This window comes from Aeromicrobium sp. CnD17-E, assembly GCF_024124745.1.
Lineage (GTDB): Bacteria > Actinomycetota > Actinomycetes > Propionibacteriales > Nocardioidaceae > Aeromicrobium.
Map to the genome: position 1 here is coordinate 1 of NZ_JAMXRU010000102.1, position 11,119 is coordinate 11,119.

General features: G+C 73.4%; 12 protein-coding genes. 4 read left to right on the plus strand and 8 right to left on the minus strand.

Going from position 1 to position 11,119, the window contains the following annotated elements:
* Window positions 1-90: 90 nt before the first annotated feature.
* On the plus strand, window positions 91-1,689 hold the full coding sequence (locus tag NH339_RS15070; protein ID WP_253026781.1) for a catalase: 1,599 nt from the start codon (window positions 91-93) through the stop codon (window positions 1,687-1,689).
* A 109-nt stretch (window positions 1,690-1,798) separates the two neighbouring features.
* Window positions 1,799-2,785, plus strand: coding sequence for a malate dehydrogenase (locus tag NH339_RS15075; protein ID WP_253026783.1), 987 nt, complete (start codon window positions 1,799-1,801; stop codon window positions 2,783-2,785).
* 93 nt (window positions 2,786-2,878) lie between these two features.
* On the opposite strand, the gene NH339_RS15080 is transcribed toward NH339_RS15075, so the two are convergent.
* From NH339_RS15080 to NH339_RS15095, 4 genes are all read right to left on the minus strand, one after another.
* Window positions 2,879-3,868 (minus strand): M14 family zinc carboxypeptidase, encoded by a 990-nt coding sequence (locus tag NH339_RS15080; RefSeq protein ID WP_253026785.1) that lies wholly within the window; start codon window positions 3,866-3,868, stop codon window positions 2,879-2,881.
* Between the two features lie 65 nt (window positions 3,869-3,933).
* A complete protein-coding gene (locus NH339_RS15085) occupies window positions 3,934-4,218 on the minus strand; it encodes a DUF3017 domain-containing protein (protein ID WP_253026787.1) in 285 nt (94 codons plus the stop codon).
* On the minus strand, window positions 4,215-5,078 hold the full coding sequence (locus NH339_RS15090; RefSeq protein WP_253026789.1) for a bifunctional methylenetetrahydrofolate dehydrogenase/methenyltetrahydrofolate cyclohydrolase: 864 nt from the start codon (window positions 5,076-5,078) through the stop codon (window positions 4,215-4,217). The genes NH339_RS15085 and NH339_RS15090 overlap by 4 nt, the downstream gene beginning before the upstream one ends.
* A gap of 77 nt (window positions 5,079-5,155) precedes the next feature.
* A complete protein-coding gene (locus NH339_RS15095; protein WP_253026790.1) occupies window positions 5,156-6,100 on the minus strand; it encodes an intradiol ring-cleavage dioxygenase in 945 nt (314 codons plus the stop codon).
* Between the two features lie 286 nt (window positions 6,101-6,386).
* On the opposite strand from NH339_RS15095, the gene NH339_RS15100 reads away from it, so the two are divergent.
* Window positions 6,387-7,031 (plus strand): TetR/AcrR family transcriptional regulator, encoded by a 645-nt coding sequence (locus tag NH339_RS15100; protein WP_253026792.1) that lies wholly within the window; start codon window positions 6,387-6,389, stop codon window positions 7,029-7,031.
* Window positions 7,032-7,136: 105 nt separating this feature from the next.
* Entirely contained in the window at window positions 7,137-7,700 is a 564-nt protein-coding gene (locus NH339_RS15105; protein ID WP_253026794.1) for a TetR/AcrR family transcriptional regulator, read from the plus strand.
* Between the two features lie 118 nt (window positions 7,701-7,818).
* Here the strand turns inward: NH339_RS15105 and NH339_RS15110 are convergent, their stop codons facing one another.
* The 4 genes from NH339_RS15110 to NH339_RS15125 form a co-directional block, all read right to left on the minus strand.
* Complete coding sequence (locus tag NH339_RS15110; RefSeq protein WP_253026796.1) at window positions 7,819-8,244, minus strand: GNAT family N-acetyltransferase; 426 nt, start codon at window positions 8,242-8,244, stop codon at window positions 7,819-7,821.
* A gap of 73 nt (window positions 8,245-8,317) precedes the next feature.
* Window positions 8,318-9,874, minus strand: a complete 1,557-nt coding sequence (gene purH, locus NH339_RS15115) for a bifunctional phosphoribosylaminoimidazolecarboxamide formyltransferase/IMP cyclohydrolase (RefSeq protein ID WP_253026798.1) — start codon at window positions 9,872-9,874, stop codon at window positions 8,318-8,320.
* Window positions 9,871-10,521, minus strand: coding sequence for a phosphoribosylglycinamide formyltransferase (gene purN / locus NH339_RS15120; RefSeq protein WP_374208322.1), 651 nt, complete (start codon window positions 10,519-10,521; stop codon window positions 9,871-9,873). The genes purH and purN overlap by 4 nt, the downstream gene beginning before the upstream one ends.
* A partial coding sequence (locus tag NH339_RS15125; RefSeq protein ID WP_253026802.1) for a DUF6350 family protein occupies window positions 10,412-11,119 on the minus strand: 708 nt, incomplete at its 5' end. The genes purN and NH339_RS15125, both read right to left, overlap by 110 nt.

Genomic DNA, 11,119 nt, shown 5'->3' on the forward strand with positions numbered 1-11,119 from the left:
GGACCGACGGCGGGCGGAGCGCGGCGCTCCGGTCGCGGAGTCGGCGTTCTCGGGGGACGGTGGAGTGACACCGACGCCCGAGGAGTGACCATGACGCACGAGATCCCCCAGCCCGACGACGGCACCGCCATCGCGACCGCGCCGACGCCCGAGGCGCAGCAGGGCTCGACGACGGAGACCGGCGCGCCCGCGGTCTCGGACCGCAACAGCCTGACGCTGGGCGCGGACGGCCCGATCCTGCTGCACGACCGTCACCTGCTGGAGCAGATGGCGCACTTCAACCGTGAGCGGGTGCCGGAGCGCAACGTGCACGCGAAGGGCTCCGGCGCGTTCGGCAGGTTCGTGACCACGGAGGACGTGTCGGCCTACACGAAGGCGGCCCTGTTCCAGCCGGGCGTCGAGACGGAGATGCTGGCGCGGTTCTCGACCGTCGCGGGCGAGCACGGCTCGCCGGACACGTGGCGCGACCCGCGCGGGTTCGCGCTGAAGTTCTACACGACGGAGGGGAACTACAACCTCGTCGGCAACAACACGCCGGTCTTCTTCGTGCGCGACACGATGAAGTTCCAGCACTTCATCCGCAGCCAGAAGCGGCGCGGCGCGAACGGCCTGCGCGACAACCACATGCAGTGGGACTTCTGGTCGCTGAACCCGGAGTCGGCGCACCAGGTGACGTACCTGATGGGCGACCGCGGCATCCCGCGCTCGTACCGGCACATGAACGGCTACGGCTCGCACACGTTCCTGTGGATCAACGCCGCCGGCGACAAGCACTGGGTGAAGTACCACTTCCACAGCCAGCAGGGCGTGCAGGGACTCACGGGTGAGGACGCCGACCGCATCGCGGGGCACGACGCCGACTTCCACCGTCGGGACCTGTTCGAGGCGATCGAGGCCGGCGACTTCCCGTCGTGGCGGCTGTCGGTCCAGCTGATGCCGTACGAGGACGCGAAGACCTACCGGCTCAACCCGTTCGACCTCACGAAGGTGTGGCCGCACGAGGACTACCCCCTCGTCGAGGTGGGCACGATGACGCTGGACCGGAACCCGCAGAACTTCTTCGCCGAGATCGAGCAGGCGGCGTTCGAGCCGTCGGCGGTGGTGCCGGGCATCGGGTTCAGCCCGGACAAGATGCTGCTCGGCCGGGTGTTCTCCTACTCCGACACGCAGCGCTACCGGATCGGCCCGAACTACCACCAGCTGCCGGTGAACCGGCCGAAGAACGTGCAGCACCACAACACGTACACGTTCGACGGTCCGATGGCCTACGACCACAGCGGCGACCAGCCGGTGTACGCCCCGAACAGCGAGGGTCGTGGATACAGCGACGAGGTGGGCGTCGTCGAGGACGGGTGGGAGGCCGACGGCCCGATGATCCGTCAGGCGTACACGCTGCGCCCGGACGACGACGACTTCAGCCAGGCCGGTGCGCTGGTGCGCGAGGTCTGGGACGACGCGCAGCGCGAGCGCTTCGTCGAGACGGTCGCCGGCCACCTGCTGGGCGGCGTGACCGGTGAGGTGCTGGAGCGGGCGCTCGACTACTGGCGTCACGTGGACGAGGCGACGGCGAAGCAGATCGAGGAGCTCGTGCGCGCGGGCCTGGGTGGCGACAACCCGGGCGGCGAGGACGACCAGGCGAAGGACCTCGTGGCCAACGCGCTCGTGGAGACGCGCACGCACGCCGGCTGAGCGAGGACCGTCGGCCGGCAGCGGCCCGCCCGCGTGCGCGCGGGTGGGCCGCTGCGTTACGTTCGTCACAGACCCCGCCGCACCCCTCTCCCACAAGGAGCACCCCGACGTGACCCACCCCGTCAAGGTCGCCGTCACCGGCGCCGCCGGCCAGATCGGCTACAGCCTGCTCTTCCGTCTCGCCTCGGGCGACCTGCTCGGCCCCGACACCCCCGTGCAGCTGCGGCTGCTCGAGATCACGCCCGCGCTGAAGGCGCTCGAAGGCGTGGTGATGGAGCTGGACGACTGCGCGTTCCCGACGCTGCACTCGGTCGAGATCGGCGACGACCCGCGTGAGGTGTTCGACGGCGTGAACCTGGCCCTGCTCGTCGGGGCCCGCCCCCGGACGAAGGGGATGGAGCGCGGCGACCTGCTGGAGGCCAACGGCGCGATCTTCACGGCGCAGGGCAAGGCCCTCAACGACGTCGCGGCCGACGACGTGCGGATCGGGGTCACCGGCAACCCGGCCAACACGAACGCGCTGATCGCGCTGAGCAACGCACCCGACATCCCGGCGGAGCGGTTCAGCGCCCTCACCCGGCTCGACCACAACCGGGCCATCAGCCAGCTGGCCGCCCGGACCGGCAGCGCCGTGGCCGACATCCGCCGCATGACGATCTGGGGCAACCACTCCGCCACCCAGTACCCCGACCTGTTCCACGCCGAGATCGGCGGACGCAACGCGGCCGAGGTCGTCGACGACCAGGCCTGGATCGAGGACGACTTCATCCCGACGGTCGCCAAGCGCGGCGCGGCGATCATCGAGGCACGTGGCGCGTCGTCGGCGGCGAGTGCCGCGTCGGCGACGATCGATGCGGCCCGCGACTGGCTGCAGGGCTCCCCCGACGGCGACTGGGTCTCGATGGCGGTGCGCTCGGACGGCTCCTACGGGATCCCCGAGGGTCTCGTGTACTCCTACCCGGTCACCACGCGCGACGGCGACTGGTCGATCGTGCAGGACCTCGAGATCGACGACTTCAGCCGGTCCCGGATGGACGCGACCGCCGCCGAGCTCGTCGAGGAGCGCGACGCGGTGACCGCGCTCGGGCTCGTCTGAGCGATCCTCACCGCGCGCGTCCGCGCGGCCGGGCGCGCCGCTCGGCCCAGCCCGTCAGCCCAGCCCGTCAGCCCAGCCCGTCAACCCTGCCCGTCAGCCCAGCCGGGCCCGGACCCGGGCGGCGCCGGTGATGGCCAGACCGGCCCGGCGCCCGGCGTAGGCGCTGCTGACCGACGCGCGATACTCCAGCGTCGTCGCGGTGCCGTGGCGGCCGTAGTAGCGGTTGTACCAGCCGGTGAGGGTGGGGCTCGTCAGGCCCGACGGCGTCCCGACGCCGACCTCGCGGATGGGCAGGCCGAGCGCGTCGGCGAGGCGTCGCTCCCACCCGCGGTCCTTGTCGGTGCGCACGACGACGCCGAACGGCTGGTGGACCGAGGCGATGTAGTCGGGGCGCTTGCGGCGCAGGAACGCCGCGACGGCCTTCGTCTCGCGCTCGCTCGCCGCACGCGGGCCGCCCCAGGTGCGGGTGCCCTTGCCGCTCGACCGGTAGCCGCTCGTGCCCCAGTTGCGGTTGAGGTCGACGCCGCGGGCGTTCGTGCGCGTGCCGCGGGCGTTGCCGTCGGGGTTCATGGTCGGGATGACCCAGATCTCGCTGCCCCGCGTCGGCTTCACGTTGCGCCGGACCCAGTCGGCGGTCTGCAGGCCGGCCTTCTCGTCGCCGTGCATCTGCCCGAGCACGACGAGCGTGCGCTTCTGCGTCGTGTGCGACCAGCCGCGGTAGTACCCCATGATCCTGCGCCCCTGCACGGTCGTCCCGAGGACGGCGCTGCGCGTGACGAGCTTCGGGGTCGGCTTGGGCTTCGGCGTCGGCTTGGGCGTGGCGGTCGGCCTCGGCGTGGGCGACGCGGTGGGCGTCGGCGAGGCCGTCGGGCTCGGGGTGGGGCTCGCGGTCGGCGTCGGCGAGGCTGTCGGGCTGGGCGTCGGGCTCGTCGTCGACGTCGCCTCGACCGCCGGCTCGGACGGGTCCGGCACGCCGCGCCCGAGGGCGGACGCCGCTGACGTCGCGAGTGCGGTGCCGCCGAGCGACAGGACGGTCACGAGGACCAGGGACCGGACCGGGCCGCGCCCGACGACGTGCTTCATCGCCCCACGGTAGGCCCCGACGGACCGACACGCGCGTCGACGCACGGAGACGCGTCGAGGCCAGGTCAGGCCGGCGGACCCGGCGGGACGACGAGGGCCAGCACCGCCAGGCTCACGCCGAGCAGCGTCAGCCAGACGATGTCGAACGTGCGCCCGCGGACGCGCAGCATGCCGACGTGGTCCTGCGGGACCACCACGCGGGCCAGGCCCCCGAGGCCGAAGGTCACGCCGACGACGAGCAGACCGGCACGCCAGTGCCCGACGCCCACCAGAGCCAGCCCGACGCCGACGCCGACCAGCAGGCAGAGGTAGATCTGCGACCCACGGCTGCGCGGGACGACCGGGCTCACGAGACGTCCGCGACGCGCTTCTCGGCCTCGTCGACCACGTTGCTGAGCAGCATCGCGCGGGTCATCGGACCGACACCACCGGGGTTCGGGGCGACCCAGCCGGCGACATCGTGCACGCCCGGGTGGAGGTCGCCGACGATCTTGCCGGCGTCGTCGCGGCTCACGCCGACGTCGAGCAGCGCCGCGCCGGGCTTGACCATGTCGGGCGTGATGATGCCCGGGACGCCTGCAGCCGCGATGACGATGTCGGCCCGGCGCACCTCGGCCGCGAGGTCGCGCGTGCCGGTGTGGCAGAGGGTGACCGTCGCGTTCTCGCTGCGGCGGGTGAGCAGCAGCCCCATGGGCCGGCCCACGGTGATGCCTCGTCCGACGACCACGACGTGCGCGCCCGCGATCTCGACGTCGTGGCGGCGCAGCAGCTCGACGATGCCGCGCGGGGTGCACGGCAACGGGGCCGGCTCGCCGAGCACGAGCCAGCCGAGGTTGGTCGGGTGCAGCCCGTCGGCGTCCTTGGCGGGATCGATGCGCCCGATCACGGCGTTCTCGTCGATGCCGCGGGGCAGCGGCAGCTGGACGATGTAGAGGGTGCAGGCAGGGTCGGCGTTGAGCTGGTCGACGGCTGCCTCGACCTCGGCCTGCGACGCCGTCGCCGGGAGGTCGACCCGGATCGACTCGATGCCGATCTCCGCGCAGTCGCGGTGCTTCGCGTCGACGTACCAGCGGCTGCCCGGGTCGTCACCGACGAGGATGGTGCCGAGGCCGGGGACCAGCCCCTGCTCCCGCAGGGCCGCGACGCGACCGGTGAGCTCCGTCTTGATGGCCGCGGCCACCGCCTTGCCGTCCAGGATCTGCGCCGTCACGACGCCGAGTCTACGCAGGGCCTCTCCTGGACGGCCTCGGGACGCGCGTCGACGACGACCACCCGGCCCCTGCCGGGTCACCGGGACGACGGCGGGGCGCCGCCTCCCTGAGGGCCACCACCCATGCCTCCGGCGGACGGCTGGGTGGTGGTGTCCACGTTGACGGTCAGGGACGCGGTGTAGCCCGACGAGACGTCGCCGCTGACGGTCGGGACCTGCAGGTCGCTGCCGTCGGCGAAGATGTTGTCGTCGGAGATCGAGGTGCCCACCCCGGCCAGGTTCTCCGCCGAGCCGGCGTAGGTGTCGAGGGCGTAGACGTCGGCGAGCATGTCCGGCGGGAAGGCCAGCTGCGAGGTCGCGATCGCGTTGGCGACGTCGGTCGCGGAGTCCACGTCGGGGTAGACCTCGAAGTGCACGTGGGTCCATCGTCCCTGGTAGCAGCCGGGCACGATGGTCGTGAACGTGAGCTCGCCGTCCGCGTCGGCGACCTGGACGCCGCGCAGCCAGGTCTGGTCCTCCACGCCCGAGGTGTACATGGAGTACCGACCCTGGGCGTCGCACTGCCAGGCGTAGACCGCGGCTCCCTCGAACGCCGCGTCGTCGTCGGCCATGTCGACGACCTTCAACGTGAGGGCCAGCGGCACGCCCGCGACGGTCTCGCCGCCGTCCAGGCTCGAGGTGATGTCGCTGCGGACGATGCCGGAGTCCTCGAGGATGTTGAGGTCCGCGGTGCCGTCGGCGGGATAGGGACCGTTGGTCTCCTGCGGGATCTCGCCGTCGCTCGTCGTGGAGGCCGAACCCGCCGACGCCGACCCGGACTGGTCGGAGCCGGCTCCGCACGCGGCCAGGGTCGCGGCGCCGAGGCCGGCGCCCAGGAACGCCAGCACCCGTCGACGCGTCACCAGCGTGACGGCGTCGAACCCGGCTCCCTGGTCGACGACGTCGTCGTCGGGTCGGGCCAGCGTGCGGCCCTCGTAGGTGGGAAGGCCCGGCCCGCGATGGGGCTCTGGACTGTTGGTCATGGTGCGCTCCTCGAGGAAGGTGACGGGTGGTGGCGTCCTCGATCATGGGGGCGGAGACCGGCAGGCCCCGGTGCGTCGCCTGTGGCCCTGCTGTGAGGCCTGCGGCGTCCGGTCACCGGGGCGGGCGGGCACGCCGTGGGCGGCGCGCGGGCGCCTGGGCGCGTGTCTCGTCGGCGGGAGGCCCGACGCCCGCCGTCCCCCTACACTCGGCCACGGGAGGCTCCGACGACGGACGACGTCGCGGTGATCGGACTCGCGTCACGGGACGCGACGTGGAGAGGTGGACATGACGACGCGTGCGCAGCTGACGCAGGAGCGCAGTCGACTGCGGCGGGAGGAGCTGCTGACCGCAGCCATCTCGCTCTTCGCCGAGGGCGGCGCCCGGGCGGTGACGCACCGCGCCGTGGCTCGTCGGGCCGGACTGCCGCCGGCCACGACCACCTACTACTTCGCCTCCATCGAGGAGCTCCTGCGCGACGCCCTCCGCGAGCACATCGCGCGCTGGCGCAGCACGCTGGCCGCCCTCGCAGGCCTCGAGACACCGCCCGAGAACGTCGACCTCGACTCCGTCGCCCCGACGTTCGAGGCCGTGTTCGCGGCCCGTGGTCCGGAGGCTGTCGCGGTCGAGCTGTCGATCTACCTGGCGTCCACGCACGACCCCGCCCTGCGCGAGGAGGCCGGCGAGGCGCTGAGCGACCTGGAGGGCCTGATCGCCCTCTGGCTCTCCATCCTGGGCCTCACCGACACGTCGCGGGTGGCGCCGACCGTGCTCACCCTGATCGTCGGTACGGCCATGCGACGCCAGGCGCGGCTCTACACGGAGGCCGAGGAGGCGGCGCAGCTCGACTGGGCGATCCGCGCACTCGTGGCGGCCGAGCTCGCCGGACCCGACGAGGTTGGCCGGATCGTCAGCGAGAAGTTGAACCTTTGACTACGCTGGGCGGGTTCACCAGGGGGCCCCGAACGCGAAAGACAGACCATCATGCCTGAGGCAGTATCCGGAGGCCGCGCACGTCTGAGCCAGGAGCGGAGCCGAGTGCGACGCGAGCAGCTCGTCGCCGCCGCCGCGAAGCTCTTCGAGGAGGGCGGCACGAAGGCCGTCACCCACCGTTCCGTCAGCGAGGCCGCGCAGGTGCCGCTCGCGACGGTCTCGTACTACTTCGCGTCGATCGACCAGCTGGTCGACGTGATGTTCGGCGAGGCGCTGACCCACTGGACCGACGAGTGGGCCGCGCTCGTGCCCGAGGCGGGGACGGACCTCTCGGCCGAGGAGGCCGCGGACCGGTTCACCGCACCGATGCGCGCGCTCTCCCCCGACCGACCGTCGCACTTCCTGAACGTCTACCTGGCGGCGCTCGGCCGACCGCACCTGCTGGAGGCCGTCCACGCCATGCGCGACTCGTGCTTCGGCAGCCAGGTCGCGATCCTCGCCGCCACCGGCGTGGCGGACCCGGTCGAGGTCACCCGGGGCGCCAGCCTGCTCTACTCCGGCGCGCTCGTGGCTGCCGCCGACCGTGAGATCGGTCTCGACGGCGTCCTCGCGCTCCTGCACGGCCACGTGGTCGAGCTGGTCCGGCGCGCGCTGCCGCCGCAGGACTGAGCCGCTCGCGCGGTCGTCCTGCGGCTGTGCCGGGACGGCTTCTCGGGTCGTGGCCCGCTCGACGGAGGAGTCTGCGTCCGAGCGGGCCACGGCGCCGCCCCGCCGTGGCCCGGACGGGTCAGCGGGCCTGCTTGACCCACCGGCTCCAGTCGTCCTGCGGTGCGTAGCCGCACGCGCGCCACAGGCCACGGCCGTCCTCGTTGTCGTCGAGGACCATCGCGCAGAAGCGCTCGGCCCCCAGACCGCGCAGGCGCTCCTCCGCGAGCTCGAGCATGCGACGACCCAGCCCCCGACCACGCCACGCCGGGTCGACGGCGAGGCGGTAGAGGTTGGCCCGCCAGCCGTCCCAGCCGCCGATGATCGTGGCGACGACACGGCCGTCCAGCTCGGCGAGCAGGACGGCCTCGGGGTCGTGCTCGATCAGGGCGTGCACCAGGTCGGCGCGGTCGTCCGGCCGCGACCCGTTCTCACCTGCTCGCGACCAGAGCTCGAGGAGGGCGTCCACGTCGGCCGCGGTGGCGTTCCGCACGCTCACGTCGTCCATGCCCCGACCCTGCCACAGCCGCGCGCAGCGCTCGGGCGCGAGCCTCGCACGTTCCCGCACGAGGCGCCGAGGCTCAGTGGAAGAAGTGCCGGGTGCCCGTGACGTACATCGTGACGCCCGCGGCCTGCGCCGCCGCGATGGTCTCGTCGTCACGCATCGACCCACCCGGCTGGACGATCGCGCGCACGCCGGCGTCGATGAGGATCTGCGGGCCGTCGGCGAACGGGAAGAAGGCGTCCGACGCCGCCACGGAGCCGCGGGCCCGGTCCTCGCCGGCCCGCTCCACGGCCAGGCGGCAGGAGTCGACCCGGTTGACCTGACCCATGCCGATGCCGACGGAGGCTCCGTCGTCGGCCAGCAGGATGGCGTTCGACTTGACCGCGCGCACCGCGGTCCAGGCGAAGGCGAGGTCGGCGAGCGTGGCCTCGTCGGCCGGCTCCCCCGCCACGAGCGTCCAGCCCGACACGTCGTCGCCCGGCGCGTCGACGAGGTCGCGCTGCTGGGCGAGCGCGCCGCCGGAGATCTCGCGCACCTCGTGCGTGGCGCGGTCGGCACCCTCGGCACGCAGGATGCGGATGTTCTTCTTGCCCTGCAGCACCTCGACGGCACCCGGCTCGTAGTCGGGCGCGACGACGACCTCGGTGAAGACCTCGGCGACCTGCTCGGCCATCGCGACCGAGACGGGCCGGTTGGTGGCGATCACGCCGCCGAACGCCGAGACCGGGTCGCAGGCGTGCGCGCGGGCGTGGGCCTCGGCCACGTCGGCGCCGACGGCGATCCCGCACGGGTTGGCGTGCTTGATGATCGCGACCGCGGGTGCGTCGTGGTCGTAGGCGGCGCGTCGCGCCGCGTCGGTGTCGACGTAGTTGTTGTAGCTCATCTCCTTGCCGTGCAGCTGCTCGGCCGCGGCCAGGCCGCCGGTGCCGTCGCTGTACAGCGCCGCGCCCTGGTGCGGGTTCTCGCCGTAGCGCAGGACCGCCTGACGCTGCAGCGCCGTGCCCGCGAAGGCGGGCCAGTCGCCGTCGGCCGACCCCTCGCCCGCTCCCCCGGCGGCGAACCACTCGGCGACGGCGACGTCGTAGGCAGCCGTGTGCGCGAACGCCTGCGCAGCGAGCCGGCGACGCTGCTCCAGCGTGAAGCCGCCGGCGGCCAGCGCGGCCTCGACGTCGTCGTACGCGTCGGGCGACGTCACGATGGCCACGCTCGGGTGGTTCTTGGCCGCCGCCCGCACCATCGACGGACCGCCGATGTCGATCTGCTCGACGCACTCGTCGGGCGTCGCGCCGGAGGCGACCGTCTCGCGGAACGGGTAGAGGTTGACGACGACGAGGTCGAACGGCTCGACGCCGAGCTCGGCGAGCTGAGCCACGTGGGCCTCGAGCCGCGTGTCGGCGAGGATGCCCGCGTGCACCCGCGGGTGGAGGGTCTTCACCCGGCCGTCGAGGCACTCGGGGAAGCCGGTCACCTCCTCCACGGGCGTCACCGGCACGCCGGCCGCCTCGATCGTCCGGGCCGTCGAGCCCGTCGAGACGAGGGACACGCCGGCCGCGTGGAGCGCACGGGCGAGGTCCTCCAGTCCGGTCTTGTCGTACACCGAGACGAGGGCGCGCTGGATCGGTCGAGTGCTCATGCGGGGTCTCCGAGCGTGAGGGTGCGGTCGGTCAGGGTGAAGCCGCGCCGGGCCAGCTCGCCGACGGAGTCGACGAGCATGCGGCGCTCGCTGGTCTTGATGCGTTCGTGGAGCGAGGCGACGTCGTCGTCGGGCAGCACCGGCACCGCCACCTGCGCGACGATCGGGCCGGTGTCGACACCCGCGTCGACGACGAACAGGGTCGCGCCGGTGATCTTGACGCCGTACTCCAGGGCGTCGCGGGGGCCGTGCATCCCGGGGAACGACGGCGACAGCGCGGGGTGGGTGTTCAGCGTCCGCCCGCCGAAGCGTCCGAGGAAGTGCGGGCCGGCCAGCTTCATGAAGCCGGCGAGGACGACCAGGTCGGGCTCGTGCGCCGCCACCTGGGCGGTGAGGGCGGCGTCCCAGGCCTCGCGGTCCGGGTGGTCCCTGAGCTTCTCGACGAACGTCGGGATCGCGGCGCGCTCCGCCCGCGCCAGGCCCTCGATGCCGTCACGGTCGGCACCGACGGCGACGACCTCGGCGCCGTAGGCCGGGTCAGCCGTCGCGTCGATCAGCGCCTGGAGGTTGGTGCCGGAGCCGGAGACGAGGACGACGAGACGGGCGCGCGTCGGCGTCGGGCTCGGGGCGGAGGGCACGGGCGTCACGATAGTGCGCCGCGAGCGCGCCAAGCGCACCGCCCACGGCCATCAGGGGCACGGCGACCAGCAGCGGTGTCAGGGCGGGCGGCCCGGCGTCGGCGAGTCGCCCGGGGCCCACGGCGCCGCCGGAGGCGCCGACCAGCACGCCGACGACGACACCACCGGCCGCACCCGCGGCGAGACCGAGCAGGCTGCGACCCAGCACCGGCCGGTCGGACAGCCCGAAGGGAGCCTCGGCACCGGCACGCACGGTCCAGCCGGCCACGAGACCGGCGAGCACCGGGACGAGACCGAGCACGACGACCCAGTCGTCGAAGGTGCCGGGAGACGGCAGCGCGGCCAGGACCGGCAGACCCGGGACAGGACCGAGCTGGGCGCCCGCGAGGTCGACCGACGTCTGCGTCCCCAGCACGAAGCCGGGTCCGAGCAGCACCGAGGCGGTCCAGGCGACCATCGTCGGCACCGCGAGCAGGCAGATCGCGGCCAGGGCGGGGGTGCCGGAGGCCCCCGGGTCGAGCAGGGCCCACAGCTGCCCGGCGCGCTCGACGTGGCGGACCAGCAGCGTCACCACGACGACGCCTGCCGCGGCGAGCAGGACGGCCGC

Bases quoted from the DNA above. Each gene is read 5' to 3' on its own strand.
- NH339_RS15070 (WP_253026781.1), top strand. From the start codon at position 91: ATGACGCACGAGATCCCCCAGCCCGACGACGGCACCGCCATCGCGACC.
- NH339_RS15080 (WP_253026785.1), bottom strand. From the start codon at position 3,868: ATGAAGCACGTCGTCGGGCGCGGCCCGGTCCGGTCCCTGGTCCTCGTG.
- NH339_RS15095 (WP_253026790.1), bottom strand. From the start codon at position 6,100: ATGACCAACAGTCCAGAGCCCCATCGCGGGCCGGGCCTTCCCACCTAC.
- NH339_RS15100 (WP_253026792.1), top strand. From the start codon at position 6,387: ATGACGACGCGTGCGCAGCTGACGCAGGAGCGCAGTCGACTGCGGCGG.
- NH339_RS15110 (WP_253026796.1), bottom strand. From the start codon at position 8,244: ATGGACGACGTGAGCGTGCGGAACGCCACCGCGGCCGACGTGGACGCC.
- purH (WP_253026798.1), bottom strand. From the start codon at position 9,874: ATGAGCACTCGACCGATCCAGCGCGCCCTCGTCTCGGTGTACGACAAG.